Here is a 17,571-nt window from a genome sequence, read left to right on the forward strand (position 1 = left end):
TATTAAACAGATCTATTATTTAAATAAAAGAGAACAGCACTAAGCCCATTAATTTACCATCTTCACGTCCATTATCTGCAGGATAATAATCTTTTCTTATTCCCATCTCATTAAAGCCACATTTTTCATAGAGTGAAATTGCACTGAGGTTACTGACTCTCACTTCTAAGAATATACTTTCAGCACTACGATTATTCGCTTCTTCAATAAAGTTTGCGATTAATAATTTAGCATACCCTTTACCTTGATACTGAGGTGCAATGCAAATATCCATTAAAGTAAAATCAGGACCTGCCATTTCAGCCATATAAAAACCAACTAAGGTATCAGCGATATATAGGCCTTTACTAAAATAGCGCCCGCCAAAGCACGATAGCATGTTTTTGTGCGTCATTGGGTGAGTATGGCAAGATTGTTCTATTAACATCATAGAATCAACACTAGCCTCTGTTAGTGCTTGTATTTTTGTCATAGAGCGTCACTGCTAATTTTTAGAGTATTGGTTAATGCCAGCCATAGCTGTTTTTTATGTTCAATGCTTAAACCTTCAAAACAAATTGAAATACTCAAAACATCGGTCTGTAATATTTCATAACCGGCCTTTTCTTGGGCAACTAAACAATACGCCTGGTTATTATCAACATTGAGCGATTCGATCGTTTTAATCAAATCACTTTGAAGTTGTTCAGGCATATGAAAAGCTGCATCAAAGTTACTTTGTTCATCACTGTCTATTGGCTTTGAAAAGTGTTTATTTAAACTTAATGATTCGACACCAAAAATATCGGCATAATTTAAGTGCATTTAAAATTTCCAGTCTAAAAGCTAAAAACAAAATTGAAGATAAAGTATTTTAAGGAGTTTGTAATTTAAGGTAAAGCTAAGATATAAGAAAGAAGTGGCAGGGGCGGAGAGACTCGAACTCCCAACCATCGGTTTTGGAGACCGCTGTTCTACCAATTGGAACTACGCCCCTGCAATGACGTCGTATTATAGGGAGATAACTTTAAAGGTAAAGTACTTTTTTCACTTTTTTAATTAACCGCTTAGTAATTAAACACAACGATTATTTAGCCATCAATTACCTCTAAAAAACCAATAAAACAGTTAAATTTCATTAATGTTTTATTTTTAATGAAATTATTAAAAACAAAAAACGCGACTAAAAAGCCGCATTTTTAAAAAATATTTAAACTATTTTTAAATAATTTAAATTATTCCCACTCTATTGTTGCAGGTGGTTTTCCTGAAATATCATAAACAACGCGAGAAATACCATCAATTTCATTTATGATTCTATTTGAAACTAAACCTAAGAAATCATATGGCAAATGTGACCAACGCGCTGTCATAAAATCAATTGTTTCAACACAACGTAATGATACAACCCAATCATATTTACGTGCATCGCCCATAACGCCAACAGATTTAACTGGCAAAAATACGGTAAATGCTTGGCTTACTTTATGGTATAATTCAGCTTTATGTAATTCTTCAATGAAGATTGCATCTGCACGACGTAATAAGTCACAATATTCTTTTTTGATCTCGCCAAGAACACGTACACCTAAACCTGGTCCAGGGAAAGGATGACGGTAAAGCATGTCATATGGTAAACCTAGCTCTAAACCAATTTTACGTACTTCATCTTTAAATAATTCACGTAAAGGCTCAACTAAACCCATTTCCATATCGTCAGGTAAGCCACCTACGTTATGATGTGATTTAATTACATGTGCTTTACCAGTGGCTGATGCAGCTGATTCGATAACGTCAGGGTAAATAGTACCTTGTGCTAACCATTTTGCATTTTTAAGCTTTTTAGATTCAGCATCAAAAATATCAATAAATGTATGGCCAATGGCTTTACGCTTAAGTTCTGGATCTGATAAGCCTTCAAGATCTTTTAAGAACTGCGCTTCAGCATCCACTTTTATAATATTTAAACCAAAGTGATCACCAAACATTTCCATCACTTGCTGACCTTCGTTTAAACGAAGCAGACCGTTATCAACAAATACACATGTTAGTTTATCGCCAATAGCACGATTTAATAACATAGCAACAACTGATGAATCAACACCACCCGATAAACCAAGAATTACTTCATCATCGCCAACTTGCTCTTTCATACGCGCAACAGCGTCTTCAATAATTTTTGCTGGCGTCCATAATTTTTCACAGCCACAAATATCAATCGCAAAACGTTCTAAAATACGTAAGCCTTGTTTTGTATGTGTTACTTCTGGGTGGAATTGAATGCCGTAGAAACGTTTTTCATCATTAGCCATAATTGCATGAGGACAAGTATCTGTTTGTGCAATTGTTGTAAAGTCACTTGGAATTTCAATTACTTTATCGCCGTGGCTCATCCACACATCTAATAAACCATTACCATTGTCTGATAAATGATCTTCAATATTTTCCATTAGATTAGAATGTGCAATGTTTTCTACTTGTGCGTAACCAAACTCTTTTTTATCTGAGCTTTCAACTTTACCGCCAAGTTGTTTTGCCATTGTTTGCATGCCGTAACATACACCCAATACTGGCACACCTGCATTAAATACATATTCAGGTGCACGTGGACTACCTTCTAATGTAGTCGACTCAGGACCACCAGATAATATGATACCTTGAGGATTAAATTCTTTAATTTGTTCTTCAGTAACATCCCATGCCCAAAGTTCACAGTAAACACCAATTTCACGTATTTTTCGTGCAATTAATTGTGTGTATTGAGAACCGAAATCTAAAATTAGGATACGTGAATCGTGTATGTTTTTGCTCATGAATAGTCTCTCTTAAAAATTCCAAAATAAAATCATATTTCGATATTTTTACTGGTAATAGCTTTGCTATTGAATATTTCAGGATCAAGCAGATAATACGATGTTTTAATATTCTGCTATAAAAGTATAAATAAAGGCTAACTCATGTTAGCCCTTATTATGCTTTTGTCATCCTGTGGACTTAATAGAATTTATTAGTAATTCTATTGACGGTAGTTTGGCGCTTCTTTAGTGATTTGCACGTCATGAACGTGCGACTCACCCATACCAGCAGAAGTAACACGTACAAACATAGGTTTACTGTTCATTTCTGTGATAGTTGCACAACCCGTTAAGCCCATAGAGCTACGGATACCACCAACTTGCTGATGTATAATATTAGCAATAGGCCCTTTATATGCAACACGACCTTCAATACCTTCAGGAACGAGCTTTTCAGCTTCTTTAGAGTCTTGGAAGTAACGATCTGATGAACCTTCTTTTTGGTTCATCGCACCTAAACTACCCATACCACGGTATGATTTGTAGTAACGACCTTGGTATAGCTCAACTTCACCTGGCGCTTCTTCAGTACCAGCAAGCATAGAACCTACCATTACACATGATGCACCAGCAACAAGTGCTTTAGCGATATCGCCTGAGAAACGAATACCACCATCAGCAATCACTGGAATACCGCGACCTTTTAAGCCTTCAACAGCATCTGAAATTGCAGTAATTTGCGGTACACCACAACCTGTAACGATACGTGTAGTACAGATAGAGCCTGGGCCGATACCAACTTTAACAGCATCTACACCCGCATCTGCAAGTGCAATAGCACCTTCAGCTGTTGCAACATTACCAGCAACTATTTGTAAATCTGGGAAATCTTTACGTGCTTGGGCAACACGGTCAATAACACCTTGAGAGTGACCATGAGAAGTATCGATTAGTAATACATCAAGGCCGGCTTCAACTAGTGCATGAATGCGTTCATCAGTACCAGCACCAACACCTACAGCAGCACCAACACGTAAACGACCAAATTCGTCTTTACATGCATTCGGCTTCTCTTGTGCTTTTTGGTAATCTTTTACTGTGATCATGCCTTTAAGTTTAAATGCATCATCAACGACAAGAATTTTTTCAATTCTGTGTTCATGCATTAAGCTTAAAATTTCTTCACGTTTGGCGCCCTCTTTCACTGTCACTAATTTATCTTGCTTAGTCATAACAGTTGAAACTGGTTGCTCTAATTTAGTTTCAAAACGCATATCACGGCTTGTCACTATGCCCATTAAAGTATTGTTAGCATCAGTTACTGGAAAACCAGAAAAACCTTTATCTTCAGATAAGATTAATGCATCTTTAATTGTTAACTCTGCAGTAACAGTAACAGGTTCAGAAACAATCCCTGCTTCGTAATTTTTTACTTTACGAACATTGTTAGCTTGTTCTTCAATCGTCATATTTTTATGAATAAAACCTAAACCGCCCTCTTGTGCCATAGCGATCGCAAGACGCGCTTCTGTCACTGTATCCATTGAAGCAGATACTAAAGGTAAATTAAGTTCAATACCACGCGTTAAGCGCGTATTTAGATTGGCAGTATGAGGTAATACAGTAGAATGACCAGGTACTAAAAGTACGTCATCAAAGGTTAAAGCTTCTTTAGCTATTCGTAGCATGTGGCAACTTCTCACAATTGAAGGTTAATATAAAATTATATAGAGTTGCGGCCGGATTTTAACAGCAGTTTGTCGTTTAGTAAATTAAAATAATTATTTATTTGTGGTACAGTGGACACGCTACAATTTATTCACTTGGAAAATCATGTTTGGCTCAGAAAAAATGCAAAGTAAACAACTAGTTTACACAGTCTCAAAATTAAACAAAGAAATTCGCTTTTTATTAGAGCGTAACTTTGCTTCACTCACTTTGAACGGAGAAATTTCTAATTTTGTTGCGCCTGCATCAGGACATTGGTATTTCACTTTAAAAGACGATAACGCACAAATTCGTGCTGCTATGTGGCGAGGCAATAATCGCGCATCAAGTTTTAGACCTAAAAATGGTGAGCAAGTCACCGTATGTGCACGTATTTCCTTATATGAGCCACGGGGTGATTATCAGCTTATCGTTGAGCAAATTGAACCCGCTGGACAAGGTTTATTAAAACAAGAGTTTGAAGCGTTACAACAAAAATTAGCCGCTGAAGGTTTATTCAATGCCATGGATAAACAAGCTTTGCCAAGTGCTATAAATAAAGTGGGTGTGATCACCTCTGCAACGGGTGCTGCTTTTAAAGATATTTTAACTGTATTAAAGCGACGCGCTCCGCAACTTGAAGTTATTTTATATCCAGCCCAAGTGCAAGGTGCACAAGTCCACCAGCAATTGATAGAAAAAATTAATCTAGCCAATCAAAGAGATGAAGTTGATGTCATTATTTTAGGTCGCGGTGGTGGCTCATTAGAAGATTTATGGTCTTTTAATCATGAACAACTTGCTTATGCTATTTTTAATTCTGATATTCCGATTGTAAGTGCTGTAGGCCATGAGATAGATACGACCATCAGTGATTTTGTTGCAGATGTACGTGCAGCAACACCTTCAGCAGCAGCAGAGTTAGTAAGTCCTGATTCAAGCTATATACATAATCAAATAAATGAATTTAAAAGCCGATTACAACGTGCGTTTACTTTATATTTAACACAGCAACAACATAAACAAAACGATTTATACCAAAATTTAAAGTTACATCACCCAGAACATAAATTACAGCAGCAAAGTCAAAAACTAGATGAGCTATCAATGAGGCTTCAACGTGCCATTGAAAGAAAGATCAATAATAATCAGCATCAGTTAAACTATTTAAAACCAAAGTTACAAAGATACAACCCACAAGATAGTATAAATCAAGCAAATATGAACTTGGCTTATTTAAAAAATAAGTTAGAAAATGCGATTTCGGCTAAATTACAGACTTGTCAAAATAAACTGGCTATATCGGCTTCAAAATTAGATAGCACAAGCCCGCTAACAGTACTTGCACGAGGATACTCAATTACCAGTAATCAAGGGAAAGTGATCAATTCAGTTAAATCAACTAGCCTTGAAGATGAATTAGTAACTCAACTAGCTGATGGTAAAGTGATAAGTAAAGTAATAGAAATCAGTTAATAAAAAAGGCGAGTTAAGTCGCCTTTAATGTCGTTTTTAGAAGTTAAGCTTACAAATATGAACTTGATAATGAATCTTCATCTTCATAAAAATTTTGTTCCATAGATTTAGCTGGGCATTGAGAATCTGGTTTACCAACTGATTTAGCAGGTACACCGACTACTGTTGTATGTGGTTTAACATCATTTAGTACAACAGAACCTGAACCAACTTTAGCACCCGCACCTACTTCAATATTGCCTAATACTTTAGCGCCTGCACCAATTAATACACCTTCACGGATTTTAGGATGTCGATCGCCTTGCTCATTACCTGTACCGCCTAAAGTAACGGACTGTAGAATCGATACGTTGTCTTCAATAACAGCTGTTTCGCCAATAACAATACCTGTTGCATGGTCAAACATTATGCCTTTACCTACTTTACAGGCAGGATGAATATCAACACCGAACACTTCTGAGTTGCGGCTTTGAATAAAACGAGCGAGTTCTTTACGGTCTTGGCGCCATAAACAGTGTGCTAATCTGTGTACTTGAATTGATTGAAACCCTTTAAGGTTCAGTAGAACAGTTAAATAATTAACCGCTGCAGGATCTCGCTCTGTTACCGCTTTAATATCAGTTGCAACAAAAGTCAGCATGCGATCACAATCAACAAAAGCCTGATCAAATAACTCTCTAAAAGTGAAAGGAGAGACCACTGCATCAGATAACTTATTGGCAACAATAAAACTCAAAGCAGATCCTAAACACTCATGGTTTAAAACACATGAATATACATGACTTGCCAAAAGTGGTTCTTTTTTTACTAAGGCAGTTGCTTCAACTCTTAATTGTTCCCAAACTTCATAACGCATTATGCTGTACTCTTATCAATATACGATCGTTCACTTCTTATTATAACAGTTTAACTGAATTCATGTTTAATGTGTGATCACATCCTTGCTTTATTGGTTATAAGTCATAACTAAAAGTTAAATAGCATTAAATGTAACAAAATATAAGTTTGTGTTTACGCAAATAAACACGTATTTTCGACGTCTAAAAAAATACTAAAACTATAAATGAATAAAAATGTATTAATACTCGCTTTTTGCCAAGGTTTAATTACCACTGGTAACATTATGCTAGTAACAGTGACTGCACTCATTGGCCAGCAACTCAGCCCTAATGAAGGGTGGATCACCCTACCCGTTGCGACACAAAGTTTAGGTTTATTATTTGCAACTATTCCAGCCTCCTTACTAATGGCAAAACAGGCAGAAAAAATGGCTTTAGCTTAGTTAATGCAATCGGCATCGTGGGTATTTTAATAGCGGTTTATGCATTAGAAAAAAGTTCATTTAGCTTATTTTTTTGCCACCCTTTATCGCTTTGCAGCGATTGAGGCTGATCCAAAAAATCCAAGTCGTGTAATCTCATTTATAATGGCAAGTGGCATAATCTCAGCCATTTTAGGTCGAAACTTAGCGATTTAGGTCGAGAAATTATTACCTTCGCTTAATTTTAGCAATACATTTATAGCCCTTGCCTGCCTTTATAATTTGGCTATTTTTATATTGCAGTTTGTCTCTTCTGCTAAAGTACAACAAGCACAAAATGAAGACCCTAAAAGGGATTTAAAAACGATATTAATACAACCAAAATTTATCATAGCTGTTACTGCTGCAATGATTAGTTTTACTTTAATGAGCCTATGGATGACAGCAACCCCCCTTGCCATGCACCGCCATGGTTTTGACTTCAAAGACTCCGCTTTTATTATTCAATGGCACGTACTAGCTATGTTTGTACCTTCACTTTTTACAGGCAAACTCAAGAGAAATTTGGTTCAATTAATATGATATTTATAGGCGCGGTTTTAATTGGCTTATGCATTATTATAAAAGTACCTTTGATTTCATATGTATTTCAATGCACTTATCAAATATGACAGGTATTAAGTTTAGCACTCAAAATGAAATCATAAAATGTGAAAGATCTGGTCATGTATTATATGTAGAAGATCATTTATCTGTTGCAAATAAGACAATGGAAAGTCTTTGATCCCAATTTTAGCGCTATCGGGAAAACTCAATTCAACACAACGCATTGATGCATTAAAAAAAGGTGCAAACGACTTCATCACTAAACCTGTGATCTAAGCAGAGCTAGCAGCAAGAGTAAATAACCTTGTTTTAGCCCATCATTTATATTTGCAAGTAAAACACCAGCAACATGCATTAGAACAAGTCGCTATGACAGATCATCTAACTGGCTTATATAACCGCCACTTTTTAATGCCATTTTTAGAAAAAGCCCTGGTGCTCGCAAAACGACAAAGTCATGACGTCAGCTTAGTTATGATTGATTTAGATAACTTTAAACCTATAAACGATCAACTTGGACATGATGCAGGAGATGAATTACTGATCGCTGTCGCCAATATATTGCAAGCTGAAACACGTGTAGAAAACTAATCAATCAATTTTTACATAAAAAAGCCCATTACAACATATATTGCAATGGGCTTATCTTAAAAACTAAAAAGTTTATTTAAAAACATCATCTATTGCTAATACTTCAATATTCTTTTTAGGAATACTCAGTTTATAACTTTCAATGATCTTATCTTCAGCGATAAGTTCAGCTGGTTTATCAGTATTATATTTTAAAGGTGAAACCTGCTCAGACGCTAAGCGTTTTTGCATATCTTTACCATCACCCGTAATAAATACGTATTGAATATTATCAATTTGTAAGTTCTCTTTTATTACACGGTTTATATCTTCAACTGTTAGAGATTCTATTTGTTTACGTACATAAGATACAAACTCATCCGTTTTATAGAACTGGCTATCGAGCGCATAACCTAACTGTTTATCTTGGCTAGCAACCATTTGTGGTACAAAGTTAGTTAAGAAATTACGAGTTGCTTCAAAACTTTCTTGTGTCATACCTTCTTTTATTAAGTTGTCTAATTCAAATAAAGCAGTACGTGTTGCAAAATGAGCATCATTATTTGAACGTAATGGTCTTAGCCAAATTTGGAAGATTTGTTCAGAGCGCCCTAAATTAGCATCAGGCTTTGTTTGATACATACCACGAGGGAAATATTCAATATAAGAGTAATCACCATAGTTCATACCACGCGTTTGACGAATTCTTTGATATAAGAAGCTATTAGAGCTTCTATGTTCACCAAAATACGAGCGTACTAACCAAAGTGCTGTCCAGTCTTTATCACTACGAATGGTATCAATAGGGAAACCAAATGATACAGCTGTCGATTTAGCTGACTTTTCAACGATAGTTGCATGATGGCCAACTAATTTAGGTGCATCTGCCACTGTTAATCTAGATTCATCACCTTTAGGCAGGCTCATTAAATCTGTAAACATGTCTTGTTTCAATTTCTTAGGCATCGCACCTGTAATACCGACGTTTAATTTAGCTTGTGTTAACTCTGCTTTATAAAAAGCCTTAACATCTGCTAAAGTGATCGCTTCTAAATCCGATAAATCACCATAGTTATAACTTTCATATACATGGTTTTCATAAAGTTTAGCGTAAAGCACTTCTTTGCCTAACTCTTCATCATTAGAGGCTTTTAGACCTGACTTAATGCCATCGATCATTTCTTTTTTGATGCGTTTAAAATCATCTTCACGCCAGCCTGGATTTAATAATTGATCGCTAATTAATGCATACCAAGTATCAGCATTATTTTTATGCACTCTACCAGAAAAAGACATCATTTCCTTATCTAATTGAGCAGAAAAACTGCCAGCCAATGGATACATGGCTTTTTTGATTTCTTTATAGCTACGAGACTCTGAGCCACCTTGTGAAATCATATTAGCGGTTAATGCAGCTAAGCCTTTTTTACCTTGTGGATCTGCAGCCGCGCCGGTGTAAAATAAAAAGTTCACATCAACTAAAGGTGAGTCATTTGTTTTATCTAATACATTAAAGTAACGTTTTGTTGGTTTGTTATTTAAAGCCGTTACTGCTGTATTTAAATCAACTTCTTGCTCAAACCCTGATACCGTTTTTAAATCAGACATAGTCACGGTTGTACGACTACTATCTACAAAATATTTATTTGCGATAGTTTTAATATCTTGCGCTGTTATTGCATCTGAACTAGCGTAAAGCTGATTAATCACTTCAGGATCACGCTCAAAATGCATATAACTTGCAAGTGTTGAAGCAATTGATTGAGATGAATCTAAACCATTTATAAAGCTATATTTTAAGTTAGACTTCAAGTTAGCTAACTTATCAGCATTCACTAACTCAGTACGCACTTGTGCATACGTATCATTGATTAAATCTCGTGCTACCGCTAAATCAGACTCTTTATCTACCTTCACAAATACGTGTAATAAGCCTTCATCTTTGGTTTCTGGATTATAAGTAAACATTTGGCTGGCAATTTGTTTTTCTACTACTAGCTCTTGATATAAATCTGAATTTTCAGAAAAATAAAGTTGAGAGATTAAATCTAAGCCCGCTCTGTCTTTTTGCTTAGGCTGCCAAGCCGTACCTTTGTAAGACACTAATAACCAATGACCAGGTAAGCCATCATTTTTTTCGTGAATGTATTTAGGCGCAGTTTGTTTAGGCTCTGCTGGTACAACAGCATCTACGCCCTTTGCTTGCCACTGCCCCCAAGTTTGTTTAACTAATTGCATAGTTTGAGCAGGATCTACATCACCTACAATAACTAATGATACATTTTTTGGCACATAGAAATTTTCAAAGAACTTTTGACCATATTCCATTTGATCTGGCATTGCTTGAATATCTTCAAAAAAACCCATAGTAGTATGTTTGTATGTATGGGTATCAAATGCTTCTTTGCGTACAGCTGATAACAATTTACGAATTGGGCTTGCATTATTCTTTAAATATTCGCCTTTAACCGTTTGAGCTTCTGTTCTAAATTGCTCTTCTGTATAAGATAAATTTTGAAAGATATCAGCTTCTATTTCTAATACTTTAGCTAAATGCTCTTTTGAAAAGTTTAAATGGTAGTTTGTATAATCATTTGTTGTATAAGCGCGGTTATCAACACCTGAGTTTTTCAAAATATCTGAATAGACTTCTTGCGGATATTTTTCTGAACCTTTAAACATCATATGCTCAAAAAAGTGAGCAAAGCCTGTTTTGCCAACTTCTACTTCATCACGAGAACCAACAGATACTGGAATTTGTAATGACACAACGTCCGGGTAATCAGTTTTAACTACCATAACCTTTAAGCCATTTGATAACTCTTCTAATACATAATCTTGTGCAAAAACTTTATTGTTTGACTGCTTAGTGGCTTTTACACTTGCTGTTTGTTGTGATGAAGCCTGTGCAGAGTTGTCATTATTATCACGATTATTTGCATCAATATGGAATACACAACCCGATAACGCCATAGACACAGCCATTGCAGATGCCAGTACTTTAAATTTCATTCATTTCCCCTGAACTTTTATTATATGAAATACTAATTGAACTAAACTTTATTAGTACCAAACATCCTCATTATGCTAGAGCAATATTTTCTAATCGAGTAAATCCGATGAATAACGTGAAAAAATGTAAACAGTAATTACTATGCCATCAAAGCATCAACTTGAATTTAATTCAAGCCAAATGAAAAAGACTCAACAAAAAAAGACTATCTAGACGTCTAAATGGCTGCTATATTTAATTCCTAAGATAATTACGGTGGAAAAAAAATGGCTTTATCATTAAAACAGAAAATTCAAGACCCAAAGCAAGGTGTATATCTGATCGGTACTACTCCACCAAAAATGGGCACTGATAAAGCACAACTAGAAACCATAGCTAATAAACTATTAGATCGTTTACATGAAATTGAATACGATGGCGTGATCATTTACGACATCCAAGATGAAAGTAGTCGAACAGCTGTACCACGCCCATTCCCGTTTAAACAAACAATTGATCCGCGTGAATATAGCCAACTTATTAGCAAATTATCTGAATTAGACGTGATTACATACAAAAGTGTGGCTCAACGTGATGAAAATGAGTTTAACGCTTGGTTAGATGAAACCGCAGAAAAATTCAAACTTAAAAATTTAGTATTAGTAGGTAGTCCATCTTCTAGTGGAGATATCAAACTGAGCCTACCGAATGCGTATAAAACATTAGCAAACCACAAAAGTAAAGTATTTTTAGGTGGCGTTACAATTGCCGAACGTCACGCAAGCAAACGCAATGAACATGACCGTTTATTAGAAAAAATCGATCAAGGTTGTGAGTTTTTTATTTCTCAAGCAGTTTACAATGCACAAGAAACAATTGATTTAATCACGAGTTATTCAAGAAGCTGTCGTCATAAAGGGATCACGCCAAAACGTATTATTCTAACTTTCACGCCATGTGGTGGTGAAAAGACGTTAGATTTCATGAAGTGGTTAGGCATTTCAGTGCCTGAAGCTACAAAGTGGCGTATATTAGATTCAAGTGATTCATTAAATGAATCTATTAGGATCTGTCGTGACAATCTAAACCAAATTTTACAAAGCTGCGCACACTTAGATGTGCCATTAGGTTTAAACATAGAAAGTTTAACAAATCGTAAAGAAGAGATAGATGCCTCTATTAATCTTTACCGCTTATTAAAAGCAACGATGGAATTAAACCTAGCTGAAAAACAAATCGCTTAAATGACTTAAACGATCCCGTCAGTAAAAGGCTTGACTATTTAGTTAAGCCTTTTTTATTGCTTAAAAACATATAGAAACAACTTCCCATTTTTAATTTCTAATAAAAGCCTTTATATTAAATTAAAAAAATTTAAGGAAGTTAGCGTGCGTCAATTTAAGTTTATTTCATTAATCATTTTATTAACCGTTTCTCTAGCTGCCCAAGCTAAGAATATTGAAATTGGTCAAACCCATCATTTAGATTCTCAAATATTAAAACAAAACCGCCCATTCTCTGTTTATTTACCTCCGTCATATAATAAAAAACCAAATAAAACCTACCCTGTGATTTACGCATTAGACGGCGATTTAACCCGTTTTAAAGGTTTAGTGGGTATGGTTGAGTCGTTAAGCTCTTATAACTTAGAACAACAAATTGAGGAGCATATTATTGTTGCACTCCCTAATGTCGGTTCTCGAGAGCAATATCTCACACCTAGCATTGCCGAATTTACATTTGAGGGGAAGTTATTAGATGATTTAGGTAAGGTAGGTGATGCTAATAAACTGATCGCCTTCATTAATAAAGAACTATTTCCCTATATGGCAAATAACTTTCGTGTAAATAATAAGCGCACATTAATTGGTGAATCTTTTGCAGGCTTATTTACTGCCCATGTATTATTGAGTCAACCTGAATTATTTACCCACTACTTGATCACAGATGCGACTTATATTTGGCATGATAATTACCTAAATCGTGTTTATTCTGAAAAAGATTTAGAAAACGTATCAGCTAAAATATATTTTGCATTAGCTAATAACTCACATCTTGGAAAAATTGGTAAAACAAATTATCAATGGGGTTTAACATTTGCCAACAAAGTAAAAAATACTAAAAACTTAACGCCAAGTGTAAAAGTAGATTACTTTGAACAAGAAAGGCATGGAACTGTTGGTATGTTAGCTTGGTACCATGGTTTAAGGTTTTTACACCACAAAGATAACTATTAATTTAATCAAAGACAAACTTTATCTGAACAAAATCAATCAGTATATAAAATCAAGTTGATAATTTAATATTAAAGTGAATTATATTTTCAGTTTAATAAATGTATATTTATGCGTCAAATTAGTTTACTTAACAGGTACAGCGTATAAGTATATAAACTCATTTTAAAAAGGAAAAACAAATGAAACTTAAATTAAATAAGAAAAATATAAAAATTTGTCTCATGATGAAAAATCAATACCTCTAGATATGACACCTAAAATTGGTGGTGGTGTGAATTTATACACTAGCCCTAAAGTTTGTGCTACAAGCCCGATTATTTGCGATACAACTGGATACTGCTTTTAATAATCATTGATTAGTAGTTGAAAGATAATTATAAAATAAACGCGATAAATAATTTAACGCGTTTATTTTATGTAAACTATTATTAATACAATATTTTTACTATCTGGTTTATCAAGCTTTCTCAACAACCTTTGATATTTCATTCCCTTTTATTAGTTTTATTTCTCTATCAGCTGAAGCTATCGTCTCTTTTCTATGCGCTATGATCACACGGGTTATATCTAACTGTTTTATTGCCTGATTGATATCTGATTCAAGAGTTGTATCTAAATGACTAGTAGCTTCATCCATAAATAATATTTTTGGTTGTTTATATAAAGCTCTTGCTAAGATTAACCGTTGTTTTTGGCCACCAGATAAACTAGACCCCATATCGCCAATTAAACTATCGTACCCCATCGGCATTTTACTTATATCATCATGTATCGCGGCTAATTCAGCACAATAGACTACACGCTCCATATCAATTGGTGTATCAAAAAAAGCAATATTATCAGCAACAGAGCCTGATAATAACTCATCATTTTGCATTACCGCAGCTATTTGTTGACGATATTGACTAGGTCCTAATTGATTTAGTGGAATATCATCAATGAGGATATCACCGCTATTATGATGATTTAAACCTAACATCAATTTTAATAAAGTAGATTTCCCACAACCTGAAGGACCGGTAATCGCAACTGATTCACCAGGGCTTATTTCCATGCTAAGGTCATCAATAACATTAGGAGTGGCGTCGCTGTATTTAAACGACACGTTCTTTAGTAATATTTTGCCTTTAATATTATGCGGCTTAATATTGTCACCTAGCAACGGCTCCTTCTCTGTTAAAGCGATATCAGCTAAACGTTCAAAATGTAAGCTCAGCATTTTAAATTCAATTAATTTTTCAATAAGTTTCGCTGTTTTATCCATAAACTGCTGTTTATAAGCCATAAAGGCAAATAGCATCCCTGTACTAAACCCTCCTTGAATTACTAAAGACGCGGCAAGATAGATAACTATTATATTTTCCAAACCAAATAATAATCGATTTATCCCAGCATATGATATTTGAAAGTGTCCCAGACGAATGTTTTGATTTATCGCATTGGCGTACCGATTTTGCCATTGCCCTTCACGTTTAACTTCAGAACCAAATAATTTTATGGTCTGGATCGCCCTGACTGTTTCCATAAAGTTACTATGTTCCTCGGCTCGAGCTATAATCTCCTGTTCGGTTATATTTCGAAAAGGTCGATACATTAATATTCTTAAAACCGCATAAAAAGTGACTGCGATGACTACAACTGCAGAAAGCAAAGGACTGTAAAAGAAAATCATTACAAGGGTAATAATTGCCATCAAGCCATCGATTATGGTTTCTATTACTCCTGTTGTCAGTAACTCTTTAACTTGCTGTAATGATCCAAACCGTGAAACAACATCACCCATATGTCGTTTCTCAAAATAATTTAGCGGCAAACGAACCAGATGATGAAACAAATTTGCACCCAACTGGATATTCATCAAGCTACCAAAATGTAATAAAGTAAATCCCCTGAGACTATTGGTAACAATTTCAAAGATAAGCACTAAACCAAAGCCAATACCCAATACAGTGAGTAAGGAGGTATCTGCAGTTAAAATAACATCATCAATGACTAGTTGAATATAATAAGGTGTTGCTAAAGCAAAAACTTGCAGTAACAGTGATAAAACAAAAATCAAAATAAGAGAACTTTTAAGTCCTGTTATTTTTTGCCAAAAATCTGAAAACTTTAAGCTTGGCGGTTTTTCTTTAAGTGTAAACTCTTTTGTTGGTGTCAGCTCAAGAGCTATGCCAGTAAAGTGATTTGAAGCTTCAGCTAAACTTAAACGTTTTTCGCCACTTGCGGGATCATATATCACAATAGACTTTGCATTTGCCGATTTTAAAACCACAAAATGATTCAAATCCCAATGTAAAATACAAGGTGTTTGCAAATCTTCAAGATCATCTAATTCAATTCGTAAAGGTCTTGAAGTTAACGATAACTTCTCTGAAAACTGCATTATATCAAGTAACGTAGCGCCTTCTAGTGATAGACTGAATTGCTGACGCATGGATAATAAATCACTTTGATAACCATGATATCCCGCAACCATAGCTAAACACGCTAATCCGCATTCAGTTGCCTCAGATTGTAAAATTAAAGGCAGTTTCTTGCGGTGCCAAAATTGTAATTTACTCGCTGGATTTGTGTCATTTAAAGACATTATAACGACTCTTTTTATTTTTATACTTATGAAAATTAACTTACAACTGGCCTTGAATACTAAAAACAGGATCAAATAACCAACGTACTAAAGAGCGCTGCTCAATCACAATATCAGCATCTAACCTCATACCCGAGCGAAGTGGAATATTTTTTCCATAAGCCTGGATATCTTGAGTTTTTAATGAAACAACAACACGATATGAAGGTAAAGTGATTAATCCTGGTATATCCGTTTCATCGGGTAAAATAACATTTGCACTTATTTGTGAGATCACACCTTCATATATACCATATTTTTGATAAGGAAATGCGTGATATCTTAACCTTGTTTTTTGGTCTATTTCAATAAAACCAAATGCTGAAGTTGGAATATAAATAACAGCCTGCATCTTGCTGTTTTCAGGTAGAATATTTAATAAATTTTGGTTTAAATTGACTGACTTGCCCGTTTTTGCAATCAAACCTGTCACAATACCATTCGCTGGCGATCTTAATTCACTTAACCTTTGCTGTTGCGTTGTGAGTAATTGAGACTCTAATTGTGCTATTTGACTTTCCAATAAATTATTTTCTTTTGCCTGGTTTATTGGTAATTGAGATAGCTGATTATTAAATTGTTCCCTTTGATTTTGTATTGATAATCGTTCTGAATCAATTCTAGCAACTTGTTGATTTAAAGATAATAAACTGTCTTGTTGTTTTTTAAGTTCGAGATCAGATATATAACCCGTTCCAGCAAGTTTACTTACTTGATCAACGATTTCTTTATTTATAACAACACGCTCATTAAAAATATCACTTTGTAATTCGAGTTGAGCTAACCGTTTAACTGCATCTTTGTAATTATTCTTCAACGCTTGTATTTCAAAAGTATGTTTAAGCCTTTGTTTTGTTAATTGCGATTTTAAAATATTTATTTGAAATTCATATTGCTTAATAATGGATTGATTTAACTCTAATCCCTTAACGCCATGTTTTTCAGATTTTATACGTAATAAAGCATCACCTTTTTTAACTTTTTGGCCTTCTCTTACTAAAAGCTCTGTAATAACACCTATTTGGGGTGCTTTTAGCTTTAGCAGACCAGCATCTGGTTGCAAAATACCTGATACCGTTTCTTTTCGGGTATAACTGCCTAAAGTTAAAAATACGATACTAATGATAACAATCGTTAATATTAATAAAGTCAAATACTTAAATACCGGAGGTTGTACTAAGCTCACAACCCCAGATAATCGGTATTTTCTTTTATTTATTACTTCTTGTCTGAATAACTGTTCCATTTAACCTAGCTTTATCTTAAATCGCTCAATTAATAACATAATTATCATAATGTAACTCTTAACTGAGTTACATTAT

15 protein-coding genes and 1 tRNA gene are annotated in these 17,571 nt (G+C 34.6%); 7 read left to right on the forward strand and 9 right to left on the reverse strand.

The window, feature by feature from the left end; all coding sequences use genetic code 11:
- Positions 1-19: 19 nt before the first annotated feature.
- The 5 genes from rimI to guaB form a co-directional block, all read right to left on the reverse strand.
- Positions 20-472 (reverse strand): ribosomal protein S18-alanine N-acetyltransferase, encoded by a 453-nt coding sequence (gene rimI / locus PSA_RS15495; protein WP_042142716.1) that lies wholly within the window; start codon positions 470-472, stop codon positions 20-22.
- Positions 469-804, reverse strand: coding sequence for a hypothetical protein (locus PSA_RS15500; protein WP_042142719.1), 336 nt, complete (start codon positions 802-804; stop codon positions 469-471). The genes rimI and PSA_RS15500 overlap by 4 nt, the downstream gene beginning before the upstream one ends.
- A 95-nt stretch (positions 805-899) precedes the next feature.
- Positions 900-976, reverse strand: a tRNA-Trp gene (locus PSA_RS15505).
- A 238-nt stretch (positions 977-1,214) separates the two neighbouring features.
- The gene (gene guaA / locus PSA_RS15510; protein ID WP_042142720.1) at positions 1,215-2,792 is read right to left on the reverse strand and encodes a glutamine-hydrolyzing GMP synthase; all 1,578 of its coding nucleotides are present in this window, start codon (positions 2,790-2,792) and stop codon (positions 1,215-1,217) included.
- Between the two features lie 203 nt (positions 2,793-2,995).
- Entirely contained in the window at positions 2,996-4,462 is a 1,467-nt protein-coding gene (guaB, locus tag PSA_RS15515; protein WP_042142724.1) for an IMP dehydrogenase, read from the reverse strand.
- Between the two features lie 145 nt (positions 4,463-4,607).
- Here guaB and xseA point away from each other — a divergent pair, with 145 nt between their 5' ends.
- Entirely contained in the window at positions 4,608-5,957 is a 1,350-nt protein-coding gene (gene xseA / locus PSA_RS15520; RefSeq protein WP_371257814.1) for an exodeoxyribonuclease VII large subunit, read from the forward strand.
- A 49-nt stretch (positions 5,958-6,006) separates the two neighbouring features.
- Here xseA and cysE read toward each other — a convergent pair whose 3' ends face one another.
- Entirely contained in the window at positions 6,007-6,813 is an 807-nt protein-coding gene (gene cysE / locus PSA_RS15525; RefSeq protein WP_042142726.1) for a serine O-acetyltransferase, read from the reverse strand.
- A gap of 207 nt (positions 6,814-7,020) precedes the next feature.
- On the opposite strand from cysE, the gene PSA_RS15530 reads away from it, so the two are divergent.
- The 4 genes from PSA_RS15530 to PSA_RS15540 all read left to right on the forward strand — a co-directional run bounded on the left by PSA_RS15530 (position 7,021) and on the right by PSA_RS15540 (position 8,415).
- On the forward strand, positions 7,021-7,239 hold the full coding sequence (locus PSA_RS15530) for a hypothetical protein (protein WP_052379809.1): 219 nt from the start codon (positions 7,021-7,023) through the stop codon (positions 7,237-7,239).
- A gap of 276 nt (positions 7,240-7,515) precedes the next feature.
- Entirely contained in the window at positions 7,516-7,800 is a 285-nt protein-coding gene (locus tag PSA_RS15535) for a hypothetical protein (RefSeq protein ID WP_052379810.1), read from the forward strand.
- A 198-nt stretch (positions 7,801-7,998) separates the two neighbouring features.
- Positions 7,999-8,100, forward strand: a complete 102-nt coding sequence (locus PSA_RS25330) for a response regulator transcription factor (RefSeq protein WP_127924046.1) — start codon at positions 7,999-8,001, stop codon at positions 8,098-8,100.
- Between the two features lie 51 nt (positions 8,101-8,151).
- Positions 8,152-8,415 (forward strand): GGDEF domain-containing protein, encoded by a 264-nt coding sequence (locus tag PSA_RS15540; protein WP_042142729.1) that lies wholly within the window; start codon positions 8,152-8,154, stop codon positions 8,413-8,415.
- 72 nt (positions 8,416-8,487) lie between these two features.
- Here PSA_RS15540 and PSA_RS15545 read toward each other — a convergent pair whose 3' ends face one another.
- Positions 8,488-11,406, reverse strand: a complete 2,919-nt coding sequence (locus PSA_RS15545; RefSeq protein WP_042142731.1) for a pitrilysin family protein — start codon at positions 11,404-11,406, stop codon at positions 8,488-8,490.
- A 267-nt stretch (positions 11,407-11,673) separates the two neighbouring features.
- Between PSA_RS15545 and PSA_RS15550 the strand changes: the two genes are divergently transcribed.
- Positions 11,674-12,630: a methylenetetrahydrofolate reductase gene (locus PSA_RS15550; protein WP_042142733.1), complete on the forward strand. Its 957-nt coding sequence runs from the start codon at positions 11,674-11,676 to the stop codon at positions 12,628-12,630.
- Between the two features lie 144 nt (positions 12,631-12,774).
- Entirely contained in the window at positions 12,775-13,623 is an 849-nt protein-coding gene (locus PSA_RS15555) for an alpha/beta hydrolase (protein WP_042142735.1), read from the forward strand.
- 457 nt (positions 13,624-14,080) lie between these two features.
- Here the strand turns inward: PSA_RS15555 and PSA_RS15560 are convergent, their stop codons facing one another.
- Together PSA_RS15560 and PSA_RS15565 are read right to left on the reverse strand one after the other, a co-directional pair.
- Positions 14,081-16,210 (reverse strand): peptidase domain-containing ABC transporter, encoded by a 2,130-nt coding sequence (locus PSA_RS15560; RefSeq protein WP_042142737.1) that lies wholly within the window; start codon positions 16,208-16,210, stop codon positions 14,081-14,083.
- Between the two features lie 40 nt (positions 16,211-16,250).
- Complete coding sequence (locus PSA_RS15565) at positions 16,251-17,495, reverse strand: HlyD family efflux transporter periplasmic adaptor subunit (protein WP_042142739.1); 1,245 nt, start codon at positions 17,493-17,495, stop codon at positions 16,251-16,253.
- Between the last annotated feature and the right edge of the window lie 76 nt (positions 17,496-17,571).

This window comes from Pseudoalteromonas sp. '520P1 No. 423', from assembly GCF_001269985.1.
Classification (GTDB): Bacteria; Pseudomonadota; Gammaproteobacteria; order Enterobacterales; family Alteromonadaceae; genus Pseudoalteromonas.

What these genes read in the sequence shown, in the direction of transcription:
- rimI (WP_042142716.1), bottom strand. Translation starts at nt 472, where the DNA reads ATGACAAAAATACAAGCACTAACAGAGGCTAGTGTTGATTCTATGATG.
- PSA_RS15500 (WP_042142719.1), bottom strand. Translation starts at nt 804, where the DNA reads ATGCACTTAAATTATGCCGATATTTTTGGTGTCGAATCATTAAGTTTA.
- guaA (WP_042142720.1), bottom strand. Translation starts at nt 2,792, where the DNA reads ATGAGCAAAAACATACACGATTCACGTATCCTAATTTTAGATTTCGGT.
- guaB (WP_042142724.1), bottom strand. Translation starts at nt 4,462, where the DNA reads ATGCTACGAATAGCTAAAGAAGCTTTAACCTTTGATGACGTACTTTTA.
- xseA (WP_371257814.1), top strand. Translation starts at nt 4,608, where the DNA reads ATGTTTGGCTCAGAAAAAATGCAAAGTAAACAACTAGTTTACACAGTC.
- cysE (WP_042142726.1), bottom strand. Translation starts at nt 6,813, where the DNA reads ATGCGTTATGAAGTTTGGGAACAATTAAGAGTTGAAGCAACTGCCTTA.
- PSA_RS15530 (WP_052379809.1), top strand. Translation starts at nt 7,021, where the DNA reads ATGAATAAAAATGTATTAATACTCGCTTTTTGCCAAGGTTTAATTACC.
- PSA_RS15545 (WP_042142731.1), bottom strand. Translation starts at nt 11,406, where the DNA reads ATGAAATTTAAAGTACTGGCATCTGCAATGGCTGTGTCTATGGCGTTA.
- PSA_RS15550 (WP_042142733.1), top strand. Translation starts at nt 11,674, where the DNA reads ATGGCTTTATCATTAAAACAGAAAATTCAAGACCCAAAGCAAGGTGTA.
- PSA_RS15560 (WP_042142737.1), bottom strand. Translation starts at nt 16,210, where the DNA reads ATGTCTTTAAATGACACAAATCCAGCGAGTAAATTACAATTTTGGCAC.
- PSA_RS15565 (WP_042142739.1), bottom strand. Translation starts at nt 17,495, where the DNA reads ATGGAACAGTTATTCAGACAAGAAGTAATAAATAAAAGAAAATACCGA.